Origin of the sequence: Mycobacterium sp., assembly GCF_965277065.1 — a bacterium.
Taxonomy (GTDB): Bacteria; Actinomycetota; Actinomycetes; order Mycobacteriales; family Mycobacteriaceae; genus Mycobacterium.
In genome coordinates this window covers 173898-190965 of record NZ_CBDIBT010000016.1, presented here as the reverse complement: position 1 = coordinate 190965, position 17068 = coordinate 173898, and the positions used below count along the sequence as shown (strand labels likewise).

The following is a 17068-nucleotide window of genomic DNA, read 5'->3' as shown; positions in this document are numbered from 1 at the left end:
ACGGAATCAATTCACCGATGGCATCGGCGTAACGCTGAGCGGCCAGTGCAGCCCGATCGCACCGTTTTCCCCGACCGTGACCTGATCGGGTGCCATCGACGTGACGACACCGCTGAGCGCCCGGGTGAAACCGGCAGGATCTGAGCTGTAGACCGTGACGGAGCGGGCCGGCATCTCGGCAGCGGCTTCGGGCGCGACGACGACGATCTCGTTGAGTGCGAACGGCACCTGCATGACGAGGGCGGTCAACACCGCGGCGGCGCGCAGGTCGAGTTGCCCGGCCGCGAGCATGTCCTTCGCCGTCGGAGACGACATCAGGTGTGGGTTGTCCTGCAGCGCCGCGCCGGCCTGCAGTCGCTCGGTTCGGTCGGTGTCGTGGTTGCGGCGAATCTCATCCGGCGACGTGCGGGCAAGCACGAAGCGGACCTCGACGCCGCTGAAAATCGCCACCGGGGTCGACGACTTCCACACCGTGCTCAACGCCGAGTCGGTCAACGGATCAGATGTCGTCGAGGTGACCAGGTAGCGGTAGTTCTTCCAGTTCGACCCGGCCGTCTCCAATGGCACCGGCTGGTAACCCGCCGGAGGGTCGAATCCGTCGGCGAGCAGGTGTGTCCCGGCCGGCACGTTGGCCCGGATCCAGTCGTCCGCGGCGGCGGCCGCGTGCCGCTGCGTTCTCTCGAACGGCGGGTATGGCCGAGATGCTGCACTCGTGTGGTTGAACACCAACCATCCCGCGTGGATCACAAGCGCGAGCCCGACCAGCACGGACAGCGCGACACCCGCATTACGGCGCCGGGAATTAGCCGAAGCGCGATGCCGGCCTGCTATTGGCTGCTGGGACTGCTCGGCATGCCTAAGGTCGGCCGGTTGTGACCGGTGGCCGCCACGGGCGACAGAATGCTGCATCGGCTCGCCCATCCGAGCAGGCCAGAGCTGGCGGGGGAACCAGTTACCAACCCACACTCAAAGGTTAAGTAGTTATAACCAATCAACTGGCGGGTTAATCCAGACAGCCGGAACTCAACGCCGAGCAACCGGACGGTCAGACTGACTCGCCGTAAGGCCTAGGTGTGGGGCCAGCGATCGAGGGGCCGAAGCTGACAGGATCGAGGCTATGCCGATCACCATTCGCCGTGTGGCAGTGAAACCGTTGGCACGCTGTGTGAAAACGCTCGCACTCCTGGTGACGGTGTGCGCGTGCTCGCACAACGACGGCTCGTCCAAAACGGCCGGTGTGCACGTTCCGGAAAACTTCTGCGGCCTGCTCAGCGCGGCCGACATCAGCCGGGTGATGGGCAGCGCGTTCCCTGCCGCCGAGGGCAGCCAGTCGCCGAGTGAGGCACAGTGCACCTCGATCCCGACGGCGGGCAACGACGTCAGCTTCAAGCTGTATTGGAACAACGAGTACTGCATCGACGGCAAGCCCGTCGACCAGACATGCCTCGATTCGCAGGCCAAGGGGTTTGCTGTCAACAAGCAGAGCGCTGGCAGGGTCCAGAACGTCCCCGGGCTGGGCGATCAGGCGTTCTGTTTCGTGGCGCCACCCGCGACCGTCGATGTGCTCAAGGGCTGGATCTACCTGATCATCGGCGCCGACAGTTGCGCCCAAGCCCAGACCCTGGCCGGAATGCTGCTGGCCAAGGTCTCGGCCTGACTTCTTCAGTTCCGCGCAGCACGGTTGACCGCCGACACCACCGCACGCAGCGACGCAGTGGTGATCGACGGCGCGATGCCGACGCCCCACACCGTCTGACCGCCGACAGGGCCTGTTGGGCGAGGACCCGCTTCGCCCGGCTCCGCCGGCCTTGCGATCCTCACCGGGCCTGATGGGCGAGGACCCGCTTCGCCCGGCTCCGCCGGCCTTGCGATCCTCACCGACGCCTCGACGTACGCCGCGGCCTGCGCGTCCTCGCCGCCGCTCATCGCGTGCTCGGAGTAATCCAGCACCGACACGTCGATGTCGATGCTGGCCAGCGCGTCAACGAACGCGGCCAGGGGTCCGTTGCCCGAGCCGGTGATCTCAGTCTCGGCGCCGTCGACCTTCACCGTCGCGGCGATCCGAGTGACGCCGTGGTCCTCTTCGGAGGCGTCGACGCGCTGTTTCATTCGCTCCAGCGGGCGGATCGGCGCGATGTACTCCTCGTTGAAGGCATCCCACATCTCCTTGGGGGTGACCTCGCCGCCGGCCCCGGCTGAGCCCTCTGCGATGTTTTGGATCACCTTGGAGAACTCGATCTGCAACCGCCGCGGCAGCGCCAGCCCGTGGTCGGCCTTCATGATGTAGGCCACCCCGCCCTTGCCGGACTGTGAGTTGACCCGGATCACCGCTTCATAGGTACGACCGACATCGCGGGGATCGATCGGCAGATAGGGCACCTGCCACAGCATGTCGTCGACATCGGAGCCGGCTTCGTCGGCGGCGACCTTCATGCTGTCCAGGCCCTTGTTGATCGCATCCTGGTGGCTGCCGGAGAACGCGGTGTACACCAGATCGCCGCCGTAGGGGTGACGTTCGGGCACCGGCAACTGGTTGCAGTACTCGACCGTGCGTCGGATCTCGTCGATGTTGGAGAAGTCGATCTGTGGGTCGACGCCGCGGGAGAACTGGTTGAGCCCCAGCGTCACCAGGCAGACGTTTCCGGTGCGTTCACCGTTGCCGAACAGGCAACCCTCGATCCGGTCGGCCCCGGCAGCAAAACCCAATTCGGCTGCGGCGACGGCAGTTCCGCGATCGTTGTGCGGGTGCAGGCTCAAGATGACCGAGTCACGACGGTTCAGGTTGCGGCTCATCCACTCGATCGAGTCGGCGTAGACGTTCGGGGTGGCCATCTCGACGGTGGCCGGCAGGTTGAAGATGATCGGATTTTCCGGCGTGGGCTCGATGATGTCGCCGACCGCGTCGCAGACCTGCTTGGCGTAGTCGAGTTCGGTACCGGTGTAAGACTCCGGCGAGTACTCGAAACGCCATTGCGTGCCAGGGTATTTGGCGGCCTCCTCGACGCATTTGCGGGCACCCTCGGTGGCGATCGCCTGCACCGCGGCGCGGTCGGCCCGAAACACCACGCGGCGCTGCAGGATCGACGTCGAGTTGTAGAAGTGCACGATGGCTTGGGCGGCGCCGTGGCACGCCTCAAAGGTTCGCTCGATCAACTCGGGCCGGCACTGGGTCAGCACCTGGATGGTCACATCCTCGGGAATCGCACCCTCGGTGATGATTTCGCGAACGAAGTCGAAATCGGTCTGGCTTGCCGACGGGAAACCAACCTCGATCTCCTTATAGCCCATCCGGACCAACAGGTCGAACATGCGGCGCTTGCGGGCCGGACTCATCGGGTCGATCAGCGCCTGATTGCCGTCCCGCAGGTCTACTGCGCACCACAACGGCGCGGTGTCGATGACCCGGTCTGGCCAGGTGCGGTCGGCCAACCGGATGGGCTCGACCTCGTCGGCGAACGGTCGGTACCGGCTTACCGGCATCGACGATCCGCGCTGGGTGTTCCACGCGGGCTGGCCGGCATTGGACGGACCCGAGGGTTGGGTGATGGTGTGGCTGGAATTGAACGCGTCGGGGGATTCGGCCAACGGTGTGGAATAGCTTGTCACGGTGATTGCTCCGGGTTAGAAAGGGCGCCCTGGTGAGGCTTAGACCGGCGCATCGCGAACACCCGCGACAGGAAGCCGGTCTGGATCAGGCCCCGTCGCGGCGTCCGAGGAGGAGCACCCTCTGCACGCGTCGTACTTTACCGCGCCAAAACCCCTGACGGCTACTTCCTCGCCGGGACGATCCGGACCGGGATGTCGGTGTTCTCATCGGTGTAGTAACTCGCGCACACCCGGTGGTAGCCGTCGGCGATCTGCAGGGCGACTCCGGCGTCGAGGTCGCCGCGCACGACGAGGATCGGCGAGAGGCGTTTGCCCTTCTTGATCTTCTGCAGGTCCTGCTGCACATGCGGGTTGTCTTTCGGCAACAGAGCCAGCTGGGAAGCACGCAGCAGGTCCTTGGCTTTTTTGTGTACCACCGGGGACTGTTTGAGTGCCGACACGATCTCGCCGATCTGCGCTGCCGTAGCCAGCAGAGCCAGGTAATCCGCCGCCGCCGGGTAGTCGTGCTCGTCGGGTTCGTCTCCCCACAGCACCGCGGGATCATTGGCCATCGCTTCTACCTCTCCTCGACACCTTGATATCAAACGCCGGAAGAGATCTTCCTCCCCCGCGGGGCTTGAGGTGCCGCTGCGGTGAGTGTGGTGTCTGCGAGGGTCACCTTGAACTGCATCGTGCGGTACGGCCATCCTGTCGCGGTGTCCCACTGGGAGACCACCACGCCGACGCCGCCCCGAATATTCAGTTGTGCACCCGGAAGGACGTACCCGCCATACAACTGCGCTACCCGATTGTTGGCCAAGTCTTGCGTGTCCCACCCCGTCCCGACCAGGGGCGCCTGCAGGGGCGCATCGTAAAGATTCGCGGTCGGCGAGTCGATCGTGCGATATGCCAGTAAGTAACTCGACGACAGGAATCCGCCGAGGATCCACCTGCCGGTGTCCAGCCGCCGCAACGTCAGTTCGCCCCAGGTTTCGGCCGGAGGGGTGATGGGGGTGGGTGCGTTGTCCCACCCCCATTGATTGCCGTCCCACCCCCAACCGGAGTATTGGCACATGTTGCCGACATCGGCGGGTCGCACGCGCCGCAAGATGATGCCCTTGTCTCGTTGAAACCCGGTGGAAGCGACGTACACCCAACCGTCGTCGGGGTTGAAGTCCCACGACCACAACTGCGCGTAGCCGTTGTGCAGTGATGCGGGAAATGTCGCCTTCGGACCCATTTCCAGCCAGCTTGCGCCGTTGTCGGTGGAGGACCAGATTCCGGTCCAGATGACGTTGCCGAAGCCGCGGTTGACGATGGCATGCAGATACATGGTCTCCCCGACGACGAGTAGGTCCGAAGGGATCATCGTGCTGATTCCACCTTGATTCCACGGGGGGTTGTCATGCACGTAGGACCACAACTGTTGTGCATAGCCAGGATTGGCGCCGGCGGCGCAGGTGTACTGGATGCGGTTGTTTGTGTCGCCGCAGCCGAGCAGTGCCACCGGCGCACGCCAATCGCCCTGCCCGACGGCTGCGCCGGAGAAGGTGTCCCCGAACACCGACACCAGCTTGCCGTTGGGAGCCACTGCGCTGACGCCGAGGTCGGTGCCCGTCACACCCCACGTGTCGGTGATGCCGGGGCCGGTCATATCGCCCACGTAGCCCTCGACGGGGATGGTCGGCACTGCGGCCGATCGTTTGATACGTGGCCGTCGTGCCCGCGCGGGGGGTTTCGGGGTCTGGGTTGCGGTCATGGTCGCCGTCCGGTTCAACTGAGGTTCGCGATGACGGTCCAGGTGGCGATAGCCGACCCGATGGTGGTCCAATAGCCGAACTTCTTGTAAATCTGGTTGGCCCAACGCCGTTGCGCATCGATGTCACCGATGTCCGATGACACCTGGGGATCGCTGGCATTGCGGATCGAGCACCACAACGGCGGACTGGGCAGCTTCGACAGTGCCAGCGGGAGGGTGGCGTCGTCCATCTCCTCGGTCCGAGCGTCGGGATAGTTGCGGACGATCCCGAATGAGTCGCCCGTGTTGGCGAAGCCGAAGTAATCGACGGTTTCCACACCGCCGGCACCGACGTTCAGCATCGGCGGCCGCGATGCGACGGGCCACAGGTTCCCGGAGTTGGGCGCCGTCAGGCCACCGAAAATCGCCGCGTAACCATCGGCGTGCATCCCGACACCCGTAAAGAGTTGCTGGGCCCACGGCTTGGATCTGAAATCCTTGGTGCAGTTGAACTTTGCGTTGGTGACGACGAACACGTCACCGAGTTGGGTAGAGGCGCCGATACCGCCGGCGGTTCCCGTGGTGATGATCATGCTCGGCCGCGCTTCGGCGACGATCTGCTGCCAGAGCGCCACGATCGGGGCCGAAATCGCGTCGGTGGCCAGGTGCAGCTCGGACTTGATCAGCAAGACGTTGACGTGGCCGATCTTGGCCTGTGCGACGTATCCGAGGCAGCCGGCTTGCCGTGCGGGCGAGCGGCTTGTCAGCTGGGATTCGTAGGCGTTCCATCGATGGGCGTAGGGCTTCCACGAGACGCTCGGCAGTCCAGGCGTCAGCACGTCGGCCAGCGCTTGCCCCTCGGCCACCGTCCAGGTCACGACGACCACGTCGGCGCGGGGCAGCGGCTGGTTTGCCGGCTGCCCGTAAGGAACAGCGACGGGGGCGAGTCCATCGGGCCATGGAATCGACGCCAGTCCCGCGTGCGGCGCCCGATAGATGATGCGTTCGAGCGCATAGTCGTTGACCGGGAACACCCGGCCCGACGAGGTGCCCGTGATGGGTCGGTCGACGAGGCCGATGTGGTCGTCAGAGTGTGCGCGTGTCATGGCGGATCTTTCCTTCTCGGTGGGTGCCCCTGATTCGGACCCAGACTCCCGGCTCGCTGCACACCGCGGCACGCGTAGAGCGCTACTCGTTCTCCGGCCGGAAAAACCGCCGGTACCTGTCGACCCCGCACTACTCGCTGACGCACCAGCGGCCCGACCCGAAGTCGGGTAGTCCAGTACGCATGCCGTTCGGTAGTCGATGTTCGTACGGTCGGCGGATCATCACATGAAACAGGAGGTTGCCATGACCGTTCTACACGAGACACGACCCGTGAAAGCCGTTGACGAGATCCAAGATTGGAGTCATGTACGCGGCTATGGCTGGCGGCCGCAGCTGCCGGATTCGCGAGACATGGTGTATGCGCCGAGGCTCACCAGCTTGCCCCCCGAGCACGACTTGCGGCCGCAGATGCCGCCGGTCTACGACCAGGGTCAGCTCGGGTCATGCACCGGCAACGCGATCGCCGGGGCGATGGAGTACGAGCGCGACCGGCAGGGGATGTCCGACTTCGTCCCGTCGCGGTTGTTCGTCTACTACAACGAGCGAGCACTGGAAGGCACGGTTTCCAGCGACTCGGGCGCCGTCATCCGCGATGGCATCAAGGTCGTCAACAGCGAAGGTGTCTGCCCGGAGACGCTGTGGCCGTACAACATCGGGATGTTCGCGGTGAAGCCGCCGCACCGGTGCTACGTCGCCGCGACGAAAGACAAGGCGGTTCGGTACGAGGCGATCCAGACGCTGGGTGACCTCAAAGACGCCATCGCCTCGAACCTCTCGGTCGTGTTCGGGTTCACGGTGTACGAGAGTTTCGAATCGCAGGCCGTTGCGCGCACCGGCCTGATGCCGCTGCCGAAGAAGGGCGAGGCCGTCGTCGGTGGCCATGCAGTGCTGGCTGTCGGCTACTCGGATGCCAAGCGGCACATCATCGTTCGCAACTCGTGGGGCGCGTCGTGGGGTGACCACGGCTACTTTTACATGCCCTACCAGTACCTGACCGGGTCGAAAGCCAGCGCCGACAGCTCACCGGTCAGCCACGCGCACCTGGCCAGTGACTTCTGGGCAATCCAGGCTGTCTCGTCGTAACCGGCGGCGCACAGGTTAAATGTTGCGATCAATACCGCTACTCCGGACCGATTGTCTGGAGTAGCGGTATTATTGCTGGTCGTGGACACTCGTTCCTGGCCGATCGTGCGTCGGGAAGACGAATTCGGCACCATTCGCTCGGCACTGGCCGGGACGCAAGACTTTGCTGGGATCGTGCTGTTCGGTGATGCCGGGGTAGGTAAGACAACGTTGGCCCGGGCGGTCACCCAGTCGCTGCCGACGCCGGTGCATTGGGTGGCGGGAACCGAGTCCGCCCGGTCGATTCCGCTAGGCGTCTTCGCGCACTTGGTCGGCCCGGCCGCGTCCCGCGATCCGATCGCCGGTTTGGCGGCCGCGCGTGAAACGATTCGCAGCGCCGAACATTCGATCATCGGCGTCGATGACGCGCACCTGCTCGACCACCTCTCAGCGACGCTGGTGCACCAGCTGGCGCTGGAAGGGTCGGTGCGGATCGTTGCGGCGGTCCGTGACGGCGAAGCCGTGCCCGATGCGATCACGTCGCTGTGGAAGGACGGCTACCTCAAACGGCTGCGGCTCACCCCGTTCAGCAAACGGCAGTGCCTGCGGCTGGTCGAGGACGCGCTCGGTGGTCGGCTGGAAGGCATGTCCGGCGACCTGATGTGGACGGCATCGTGCGGCAATGCGCTCTACATCCGTCATCTCGTCGAGGGCGCGCTGGAAGCAGGCACTCTGCGGCAGGTCCGCGGCGTCTGGCAGTTGCGCGGCCGGACGGCGGTCACGTCGGAGTTGGCGTCGCTGCTCGACGCGCGGATCGAGCAACTGCCCGAGGACGAGGCGCACGCCCTGCAGCTGCTGGCGTTCGCTGAACCGTTGTCCCTGGACACCTTGTCCTCGCTGGTCGGAGCCGACACCGTCGAGGGCGTCGAAAAGCGCGGCCTGATTCGCGTCGTCGAGGAGGCACCGGGACTGGACGTCCGCTTCACCCATCCCCTCTACGGCGAAGTGATCCGCCGTGGCCTGGGTCGGGCCGCCACCCGCCGTCTCAAGGGCGAACTGTTCGCCGCGATGCAGAAGAAGCCGGTTCACTTGCCGGCGCAGCGCATTCGGCTGGCGGAGTTGGCGCTTGACAGCGACTCGACGGCGGATACCGAGCTGTTCGCCGCCGCCGCACAGGATGCCTTTTCGCTGACCAACATCACCCTGGCCGAGCGGCTGGCCCGTGCCGCGGCGAACGTGGGTGGCGGGCTGGTCGCCGGCGAGCTGCTGGCGCGGTCACTGCTGTGGCAAGGCAAAGCGGCCGCGGCAGAAGAAATCCTGACCGCCTTCGACCCGGACGGCATGAATGAGCTGGACCTGGTGCGCTGGGGCATGGCCCGCATCGCCAACCTGCACTGGTCGATGGGTGACGCCACCCGGGCCGACGAGGTCCTGCACATGCTGCAACAACAGGTCAGCCACCCCGCGCTGCGACTGGTCGTCGAGGGGGTGGCGTCGGCCACTCGCGCTTTCGAGAACCTGCTCGACGAGGCCGCCGCGGCGTCGCAACGGGTGCTGAACGACGCGTCCGCGTCGCCGCCCGCGGTCGAATGGGCGGTCTTCGGCGGAACGCTGGCGGCCGCGCTGACCGGCCGGGTCCACGAGGCAGCCGCCATTGTCGAGCGCGGTCGCCAGATCGAGAGCAAAGTCGACGGCCTGCTGCGTTACCCCACCGCGTACGGCGAGATCCGTGCACTCACGCTGGTCGGCGCCTTCGACGAGGCTGAGGCGCGATCCGGTGACATCGGCCAGATCTCCTCACCCGGCCAGTATCTGGCGTGGGGGATGGCCAATGTGCTGGTCGGCACCGTCGAGGTAGCCCGCGGTCGGTTCGGTGCCGCCGCGCCCCGCATGGAGGAAACCGTCGCGGCATTGGCCGCGGAGTCGGCGGCGTCGTGGAGCTTCCCGGCGGGGATGCTGTTGGCGCAATCACAGTGTGTGCTCGGCAATGTCGACGCAGGCGCGAAGACCGTCAGCGAATTGCGCGGCGAGGTCGGCACTCACGTCGCCGTTTTCGAGCCGCAATTCCGCCTTGTCGAGGCCTGGCTGGCCGCCGCGGAAGGCCACCTCAGCGGCGCGATATCCCGCGCGGTGGAGGCGGCCGACCTGGCCAGAGACTCCGGTCAACGGGCCGTGGAGATGTTTGCGCTGCACGATGCGGCCAGATTCGGCGATCTCACCTCGCTGCAACGCCTGATCGACGTCGCGACGAACATCGGCGGGAAGCTTGCCAAGATCCACGCCGATTATGCAGCCGCCCTGCTGGCGTCGGATGCCGTGGGATTATCCTCCGCCGCAAAGCAATTCGAGGCGATCGGGGCGCTGCTGTCGGCCGCGGACGCGGCGGCCCAGGCCGCGGCGTTGTTCCGGACGGCCGACGATCGTCGGCACGCACTGGATGCTGCCGCGGCCGCGGACCGGCTCGCTGCGGCATGTGGCGGCGCGCGTACCCCGGCGCTCGAGGTGGCGTCGCAGCCCCTGCCGTTGAGCCCTCGTGAACGTGAGATCGCCAGCTTCGTCGCCCAGGGGCTGAGCAACCGCGACATCGCCGACCGGCTGGTGGTCTCGACCCGCACCGTCGAGGGTCACATCTACCGCGCCTGCATCAAGCTCGACGTCACCGATCGGGAAGGACTGGCGCTGGTCATCCGCCGGGGCCGGGGCGACTAAGACGTCGGTAAACGCTCGACGTTGTCGCAAGTATTCTGTTGGTCGACTATTACCGACCGGTACCTTCCTGACTTGAGAGAGCAACAGTGGCGCTCGTCGTGCAGAAATACGGCGGATCCTCGGTGGCCGACGCCGACCGGATCCGTCGCGTCGCCGAACGCATCGTCGAAACCAAGAAACAGGGCAACGACGTCGTAGTGGTCGTCTCCGCGATGGGCGACACCACCGACAACCTGCTGGATCTGGCCCAGCAGGTGTGCCCGGCCCCGCCGGCGCGCGAACTGGACATGCTGCTGACCGCCGGCGAGCGGATCTCCAACGCGCTGGTCGCGATGGCCATCGAGTCGCTCGGCGCGCAGGCCCGCTCCTTCACCGGCTCGCAGGCCGGTGTGATCACGACCGGCGCCCATGGCAAAGCCAAGATCATCGACGTCACCCCGACCCGGCTGCAGGCAGCGCTGGACGAGGGCCGGATCGTGCTGGTGGCCGGGTTCCAGGGAGTCAGCCAGGACACCCGCGATGTCACTACGCTGGGTCGCGGCGGCTCGGACACCACCGCCGTCGCGCTGGCCGCAGCGCTGCACGCCGACGTCTGCGAGATCTACACCGACGTGGACGGGATCTTCAGTGCCGACCCGCGGATCGTCCCCAACGCCCGCCGGTTGGACACGGTCACTTTCGAGGAGATGCTCGAAATGGCGGCCTGCGGAGCGAAAGTCCTGATGCTTCGCTGCGTGGAATATGCCCGCCGCTACAACATCCCGGTGCATGTGCGTTCGTCGTACTCGGACAGGCCCGGCACCATCGTCACCGGATCAATCGAGGACATACCCATGGAAGAGCCCATCCTGACCGGCGTCGCACATGACCGCAGCGAGGCCAAGGTGACCGTCGTCGGCATCCCCGACTATCCGGGCTACGCCGCCAAGGTGTTTCGTGCGGTCGCCGATGTCGACGTCAACATCGACATGGTGTTGCAGAACGTCTCCAAGGTCGAGAACGGCAAGACCGACATCACCTTCACCTGCCCCCGCGACAGCGGACCGGCCGCGGTGGAGAAGCTGGACGCGCTCAAGGACGAAATCGGGTTCAGCCAAGTGCTTTACGACGATCACATCGGCAAGGTGTCGTTGATCGGCGCCGGCATGCGCAGTCATCCCGGCGTCACCGCCACGTTCTGCGAGGCGCTGGCCCAGGTCGGCGTCAACATCGACCTGATCTCGACTTCGGAGATCCGGATCTCGGTGCTGTGCCGCGACACTGAACTGGACAAGGCCGTTGTCGCGTTACACGAAGCATTCGGCCTCGGCGGTGCCGAGGAGGCCAGGGTGTATGCGGGGACGGGACGATAGATATGGGCGCGAATCGGATGTCGATAGGCATCGTGGGTGCTACCGGCCAGGTGGGCCAGGTGATGCGCAGGCTGCTCGAGGAGCGCGAATTCCCGGCCACCAGCGTGCGGTTCTTCGCGTCGGCTCGCTCGCAGGGCCGCAAGCTGCCGTTCCGCGGTCAGGAGATCGAGGTCGAGGACGCCGAGACCGCCGACCCGAGCGGCCTGGACATCGCGCTGTTCTCCGCCGGCGGGGCGATGTCGCGGGTGCAGGCGCCGCGGTTCGCCGCGGCCGGCGTGACCGTGATCGACAACTCGTCGGCCTGGCGCAAGGACGACCAGGTGCCACTGGTGGTCTCCGAGGTCAACTTCGACAGGGATGTTCGAGGCATAGCACGCCTCCAGAAGGGCATCATCGCCAACCCCAATTGCACGACGATGGCCGCGATGCCGGTGCTCAAGGTGCTGCACGACGAGGCGCAGTTGGTCCGTCTGATCGTGTCGAGCTATCAAGCCGTCTCCGGCACCGGACTGGCCGGGGTGGCCGAGCTGGCCGAGCAGGCTCGCGCCGTGATCGACGACGCCGAAGAACTGGTGCAGGACGGCCGCGCGCTGCACTTCCCCGAGCCGAAGGCGTACGTCGCACCGATCGCGTTCAACGTCGTGCCGCTGGCCGGGAAGCTCGTCGACGACGACTCCGGTGAAACCGACGAAGACCAGAAGCTGCGTTACGAGAGCCGCAAGATCCTGGGCATTCCCGACCTGCTGGTCAGTGGGACCTGTGTGCGGGTACCGGTGTTCACCGGCCACTCCCTGTCGATCAATGCTGAATTCGCCCAACCGCTTTCCCCGCAGCGGGCTCGTGAGATCCTCTCCCGTGCACCGGGCGTCACAGTGGTCGACGTGCCGACGCCGCTGGCCGCTGCCGGAGTCGACGACTCCCTCGTCGGCCGGATCCGGCGCGACCCCGGTGTGCCGGAGGGCCGCGGGCTGGCGCTGTTCGTCTCGGGCGACAATCTGCGTAAAGGCGCGGCATTGAACACTATTCAGATTGCCGAGCTGCTCGCCGCGCAGTTGTGATTCGAGGGTGAGCCTCGCCCGTCGCTCACTCGTGGTCGCCGTCTTGTTTGCGGGCCAAGGGCTTTCGCTTGCGCACGCCGATCCGCCGGCCCCGATGCCGCAACCGGTACTCCCATCCCTGGCACCCGGTGAGGTAATCCGCATCGGTCCGGCCGCGGGTACCGGAACACCCACTCGCGACTATGGCATCGGGGCAACCGATCTGTGCGTGTTCCTGGAATTCCCCACCCAGGTGGTCCAGGTGTGCGGGGACAGCTTTGCCGGTGAGGGGGTCGGGTTCGGTGGCTACTACTCGCCGATCGCACTGCGGGTGGACACGCCGTCGGTGGACGATCCCGACGGGGTGAAATACACCGGGGTCACCGGAGTCACCGAACCGCTGCTGGCCGAGCCCACGCCGGCGGGGGCGTCCCAGTTGCCGGCCGGCGTCGTGCAGATCAACCGGCAGAACTACGTGTTGATCACCACCACCAGAGACCTGGTTCCACAGAGTTCGCGGCTGGTGAAAGCCGAAGCCGCGCAAGGTCTTTGGCAGACGGTCCCGGGTTCGGTCCGCGACGCCGACTACGCGGCCGGCAGGCAGTCGCAGATCAGCGGCTACTACGACCCGATACCGACGCCGGAGTCGCAGACCGGTTGGGTGTATATCGTCGCCGACAATTTCGACCGCAGCCAGCCGATGGTGCTCTACCGCGTCGCGCCGGAGAACTTCGGCGACCGCTCCCGCTGGCAGGGCTGGGCGCCCGGTCCGGACGGCGGCTGGGGTAGACCGCCAACACCGTTGTGGGGCGACATGATCGGTGAGGTCAGCTTGACCCAGATCGACGGCAAGTCGGTGCTGTCGTATTTCAACTCGAGCACCGGAAACATGGAAGTGCGGGTGGCCGACGACCCGATCTCGCTGGCCGGCGCGCCGGTCACCACCGTCGTCCAGCACGACGATTGGCCCGAACCCGCCGAGAGCCTGCCGTCGCCGCACGACAACCGGCTGGCCCAGCCGTATGGCGGATACATTTCGCCGGGCTCGACGCTGGACGAGGTGCGGGTGTTCGTCAGCCAGTGGCACAACACCGACCCGCGGGCCCGCTCGCCGTACCGGGTGATCCAGTTTGCGGTGAACCCGCTCAAACCCTGGTCGGAGCCGAATTAAAACTCATCGAGGCCGCGGCTCATAGCTGTTTCATAAGGTGTACCTAGCTGGAGCTATCTGTACCCACCGCATCATTCAGGTATGAGCGAAACACCTGACACCCCAACCACACCGACCACAGTCGCCACGGAGCCGGCGGCGGTAGCGGTCAAGCCCTATTGGCTCTATCGATTGGCGGCCTGGGTCGTGATCGTCGCCGGCATCACGTTCATCGTCTTGAGCGTCTTCTTCACCGGCTTCAAGATCGCCCACCTGGGACATCACAAGTGCCATCACCACGGCTGGCACCACATGCACCCGGGTGGCCCGGGTGGCCCGGGCGGTCCGGGCCACCACGACCAGGGCGCCGTATTCCACCAAGGCCAGGGCGAATTCCACCGCGGCTCCGGCGGTCCCGGACCGTCGCAGATGCCGGAATCGGTCGCTCCGTCGCTGGCTCCGGCGCACTCGTAGCCCGACTTTCCACCAGCCCGGCGTCCTCAGGGGCGCCGGGCTCTTCATTGTGGTACCCCACCCCGGTAACGGAGCAGTCGCGGACGGCTCGGAGCTGAGGCATTATGCGGGTATGAGCGAGACTCCTGACCCGACTACCCCGCCGCCCCCTCCGGCCGCGCCCCCCGCGCCGATTCTGGCTCCCTCGCCGCAATCCGAGCGGCTCTACCAGGTAGCGGCCTGGGTGGCGATCGTTGCCGGACTCACGCTCATCGCCGTGGTCATCCTCAAATTCGTGTGGGTGCTCGGATATTAGGAAGGACACTCGCGAGCGCGGTTGGTTGATGGTCGGACCGCGCCTGGGCATGATCTAGAGATGACCCAAGCACCCGAACCCCCGATCCAGCCACCTCCTGGCCCACCCGCGGTCGCTCCAGCTGCTGCGCCGGCGCTGGTAGCGCGGAACGCCCGGCTGTATCAAGTGGCGGCGTGGGTGGTGATTGTGGCGGGTACCGTGTTCGTGCTGGCGGTCGTCTTCTTCGCGGGTGCCGAGGTCTCCGGACATGGTCCGCAGTACCGCCATCACCACCACGGGATGTTCGCCCCGGATGCGCCGGCCGGTCCCGACGGTCCGCCGCCGTGGGTGGTGTTCCCGGGTGGCCCGTTCCCGCCGGGTTCGGGACCCGGTGGTCCGTGGGGTCCCTGGGGTCCGGGTATGGGTCCGGGCGGGCCTGGCGGTCACGGTGGTCACGGCGGTCCCGAAGCGCCCCCTCCGCCGCCGCCGACCTACTCGCCGTAGCGGCGTCCATCGGCGATGACTAGGCAGATCTCCGCTGTCGCACTGGCATTCGGTGCGTCAGTCGGCTGTGTCGCGGCCACTTTGGCTGCTCCGGTCGCGTCGGCGCGGCCATCGGATCCCGGCGTGGTGAGCTACGCCGTCTTGGGTAAGGGATCGGTGGGCAACATCGTCGGCGGCCCGATGCGGGACGAGTCGCTGTTCAACCAGCCGTTCCAGGGATTCTTCGTCGACAACCCGGCGTGCAACAACTGGGCCGACATCGGGTTGCCCGAGGTCTACAACGATCCCGACCTGGCGTCGTTCAACGGCGCGAGCACGCAGACCTCACCGACCGACCAGACGCACTTCGTCAAACAGGCGGTCGGGGTGTTCGCCACCGGCGCGGCGGCCGGCGCCGCGTTCCACCGCGTGGTGGACCGCACGGTCGGTTGCTCGGGCCAGACCACTGCCATGCACCTGGACAACGGCTCGACGCAGGAGTGGTCGTTTGACGGTGGTCCGGCGGCCGCCGCCGACGCGTCGTGGAGCAAGCAGGAGGCCGGAACGGACCGGCGATGTTTCATCCAGACCCGTCTGCGGGAAAACGTGCTGCTGCAAGCCAAAGTCTGTCAGTCCGGTAACGGTGGTCCGGCGGTGAATGTGCTGGCCGGAGCTATCCAAAACGCGCTCGGGCAGTAGCCGTCGGGGAACGCGAAGGAATATGTCCGTGCCACCTGGTAGATGAGTCTTGTGACTATCGTCGGGTAGCCGCGCGCAACCAGCGCAGCCGACGGTCCGGGCCCGAAGGGATTTCCGATCATGGCGTTTGCCGTCGCGTCGCAGGTGGATCCCGCGCGCCTGGCCGACGGCGAATTTGCCAGCGCTTCGGCCGCGGCGCAGTTCATCTCTGACAGCTGTTTGGCGGACGGTCCCGTGGGACGGGTCGGTCTGGAGATCGAGGCGCACTGCTTCGACCCGGCCGATCCGCAGCGCCGCCCGAGCTGGGACGAGATCACCCGCATCCTGGATTCGCTGCCGGCCATGCCCGGCGAAAGTCTCGTCACGGTCGAACCCGGCGGCGCCGTCGAACTCTCCGGGCCGCCCCTGCTGGGAGTGGCGGGCGCAATCGAGGCGATGGCCGGCGATCAGGCCGTACTGCGCAAGGCCTTCGACGCCGCCGGCCTGGGTCTGGTGTCGCTCGGGGCGGACCCACTGCGCCCGGCCAAGCGGATCAACCCGGGCCCGCGCTACCGCGCGATGGAGGAGTTCTTCACGGCAAGCAACACCGGCGCCGCGGGCGCGGCGATGATGACCTCGACCGCGTCGGTGCAGGTCAACCTCGACGCCGGGCCGCGCGATGGATGGGCCGCCCGGGTCCAGCTGGCGCACGCGCTCGGACCGGTGATGGTGGCGATCTCAGCCAACTCACCTCTGCTCAGCGGCCAGTTCTGCGGATGGCGTTCGTCTCGGCAGCGGGTCTGGAGCCAGCTCGACTCGGCACGCTGCGGGCCGATCCTGACCGCCAGTGGCGAGGATCCCGGCACCGACTGGGCGCGTTACGCACTCAAGGCGCCGGTGATGCTGGTGCATTCTCCGGAGGCCGAACCAGTCACCCATCGCGTGCCGTTCGCCGACTGGGCGGACGGCCGCGAACTGCTCGGCGGGCGCCGGCCCACCCGCCACGACCTGGAATACCACCTGACCACGCTGTTTCCGCCGGTGCGGCCGCGGCAGTGGCTGGAAATCCGCTACCTGGACAGCCTGCCGGCCGACATCTGGCCGGCGGTGGTGTTCACCATCGTGACCCTGCTCGACGACCCGGTCGCCACGGACCAGGCGGCCGAAGCGGTCGAACCCGTGGCCACCGCCTGGGACACCGCCGCCCGGATCGGGCTGGACGACCAGCGGATCTATGCGGCCGCCAATCAGTGCGTCGCCATCGCCGCTGAGCGCGTACCCGCCGGATTGAGCGACGGCATGCAGCGTCTCGCCGCAGCGGTGGAACAGGGTCGTTGCCCGGCCGACGACTTCTCCGACCGGGTAGTCGAAAGCGGCATCGCAGCGACAGTGACCGCCCTGGCCCTAGGGGTGCGGTGA

The 17068-nt window shown here is 66.5% G+C and carries 16 protein-coding genes; 11 read left to right on the top strand and 5 right to left on the bottom strand.

What is annotated here, in order from left to right; all coding sequences use genetic code 11:
- Window positions 1–6: 6 nt before the first annotated feature.
- Entirely contained in the window at window positions 7–726 is a 720-nt protein-coding gene (locus ACQY5A_RS06685; protein ID WP_428339598.1) for a hypothetical protein, read from the bottom strand.
- A 412-nt stretch (window positions 727–1138) separates the two neighbouring features.
- On the opposite strand from ACQY5A_RS06685, the gene ACQY5A_RS06680 reads away from it, so the two are divergent.
- Complete coding sequence (locus ACQY5A_RS06680) at window positions 1139–1657, top strand: hypothetical protein (protein ID WP_428339597.1); 519 nt, start codon at window positions 1139–1141, stop codon at window positions 1655–1657.
- Window positions 1658–1662: 5 nt separating this feature from the next.
- On the opposite strand, the gene leuA is transcribed toward ACQY5A_RS06680, so the two are convergent.
- The 4 genes from leuA to ACQY5A_RS06660 form a co-directional block, all read right to left on the bottom strand.
- Window positions 1663–3585, bottom strand: coding sequence for a 2-isopropylmalate synthase (gene leuA, locus ACQY5A_RS06675; RefSeq protein ID WP_428339927.1), 1923 nt, complete (start codon window positions 3583–3585; stop codon window positions 1663–1665).
- A gap of 182 nt (window positions 3586–3767) precedes the next feature.
- Window positions 3768–4157 carry a hypothetical protein gene (locus ACQY5A_RS06670; RefSeq protein ID WP_428339596.1) on the bottom strand — a complete coding sequence of 130 codons (390 nt, stop codon included), beginning with the start codon at window positions 4155–4157 and terminating at the stop codon, window positions 3768–3770.
- 29 nt (window positions 4158–4186) lie between these two features.
- Window positions 4187–5239, bottom strand: coding sequence for a DUF4185 domain-containing protein (locus tag ACQY5A_RS06665; protein WP_428339926.1), 1053 nt, complete (start codon window positions 5237–5239; stop codon window positions 4187–4189).
- 119 nt (window positions 5240–5358) lie between these two features.
- Entirely contained in the window at window positions 5359–6429 is a 1071-nt protein-coding gene (locus ACQY5A_RS06660) for a hypothetical protein (RefSeq protein WP_428339595.1), read from the bottom strand.
- Window positions 6430–6673: 244 nt separating this feature from the next.
- Here ACQY5A_RS06660 and ACQY5A_RS06655 point away from each other — a divergent pair, with 244 nt between their 5' ends.
- The 10 genes from ACQY5A_RS06655 to egtA all read left to right on the top strand — a co-directional run bounded on the left by ACQY5A_RS06655 (window position 6674) and on the right by egtA (window position 17068).
- Window positions 6674–7513: a C1 family peptidase gene (locus ACQY5A_RS06655; protein WP_428339594.1), complete on the top strand. Its 840-nt coding sequence runs from the start codon at window positions 6674–6676 to the stop codon at window positions 7511–7513.
- 81 nt (window positions 7514–7594) lie between these two features.
- A complete protein-coding gene (locus ACQY5A_RS06650; RefSeq protein WP_428339593.1) occupies window positions 7595–10201 on the top strand; it encodes a LuxR C-terminal-related transcriptional regulator in 2607 nt (868 codons plus the stop codon).
- Between the two features lie 86 nt (window positions 10202–10287).
- Window positions 10288–11553, top strand: a complete 1266-nt coding sequence (locus ACQY5A_RS06645; protein WP_428339592.1) for an aspartate kinase — start codon at window positions 10288–10290, stop codon at window positions 11551–11553.
- A gap of 2 nt (window positions 11554–11555) precedes the next feature.
- Complete coding sequence (locus tag ACQY5A_RS06640; RefSeq protein ID WP_428339591.1) at window positions 11556–12611, top strand: aspartate-semialdehyde dehydrogenase; 1056 nt, start codon at window positions 11556–11558, stop codon at window positions 12609–12611.
- A 7-nt stretch (window positions 12612–12618) separates the two neighbouring features.
- Window positions 12619–13761 (top strand): DUF4185 domain-containing protein, encoded by a 1143-nt coding sequence (locus tag ACQY5A_RS06635; protein WP_428339590.1) that lies wholly within the window; start codon window positions 12619–12621, stop codon window positions 13759–13761.
- 81 nt (window positions 13762–13842) lie between these two features.
- Entirely contained in the window at window positions 13843–14214 is a 372-nt protein-coding gene (locus tag ACQY5A_RS06630; RefSeq protein WP_428339589.1) for a hypothetical protein, read from the top strand.
- A gap of 112 nt (window positions 14215–14326) precedes the next feature.
- Window positions 14327–14509, top strand: coding sequence for a hypothetical protein (locus ACQY5A_RS06625; protein WP_428339588.1), 183 nt, complete (start codon window positions 14327–14329; stop codon window positions 14507–14509).
- A 60-nt stretch (window positions 14510–14569) separates the two neighbouring features.
- Window positions 14570–14992, top strand: a complete 423-nt coding sequence (locus ACQY5A_RS06620) for a hypothetical protein (protein WP_428339587.1) — start codon at window positions 14570–14572, stop codon at window positions 14990–14992.
- Window positions 14993–15007: 15 nt separating this feature from the next.
- Window positions 15008–15670: a sensor domain-containing protein gene (locus ACQY5A_RS06615; RefSeq protein WP_428339586.1), complete on the top strand. Its 663-nt coding sequence runs from the start codon at window positions 15008–15010 to the stop codon at window positions 15668–15670.
- Window positions 15671–15790: 120 nt separating this feature from the next.
- Complete coding sequence (gene egtA, locus ACQY5A_RS06610; protein ID WP_428339585.1) at window positions 15791–17068, top strand: ergothioneine biosynthesis glutamate--cysteine ligase EgtA; 1278 nt, start codon at window positions 15791–15793, stop codon at window positions 17066–17068.

Coding starts and splice junctions, on each gene's coding strand:
- ACQY5A_RS06640 (WP_428339591.1), top strand. CDS start 11,556: ATGGGCGCGAATCGGATGTCGATAGGCATCGTGGGTGCTACCGGCCAG.
- ACQY5A_RS06620 (WP_428339587.1), top strand. CDS start 14,570: ATGACCCAAGCACCCGAACCCCCGATCCAGCCACCTCCTGGCCCACCC.
- ACQY5A_RS06630 (WP_428339589.1), top strand. CDS start 13,843: ATGAGCGAAACACCTGACACCCCAACCACACCGACCACAGTCGCCACG.
- ACQY5A_RS06670 (WP_428339596.1), bottom strand. CDS start 4,157: ATGGCCAATGATCCCGCGGTGCTGTGGGGAGACGAACCCGACGAGCAC.
- ACQY5A_RS06615 (WP_428339586.1), top strand. CDS start 15,008: ATGACTAGGCAGATCTCCGCTGTCGCACTGGCATTCGGTGCGTCAGTC.
- ACQY5A_RS06625 (WP_428339588.1), top strand. CDS start 14,327: ATGAGCGAGACTCCTGACCCGACTACCCCGCCGCCCCCTCCGGCCGCG.
- ACQY5A_RS06660 (WP_428339595.1), bottom strand. CDS start 6,429: ATGACACGCGCACACTCTGACGACCACATCGGCCTCGTCGACCGACCC.
- ACQY5A_RS06665 (WP_428339926.1), bottom strand. CDS start 5,239: ATGACCGGCCCCGGCATCACCGACACGTGGGGTGTGACGGGCACCGAC.
- ACQY5A_RS06655 (WP_428339594.1), top strand. CDS start 6,674: ATGACCGTTCTACACGAGACACGACCCGTGAAAGCCGTTGACGAGATC.
- egtA (WP_428339585.1), top strand. CDS start 15,791: ATGGCGTTTGCCGTCGCGTCGCAGGTGGATCCCGCGCGCCTGGCCGAC.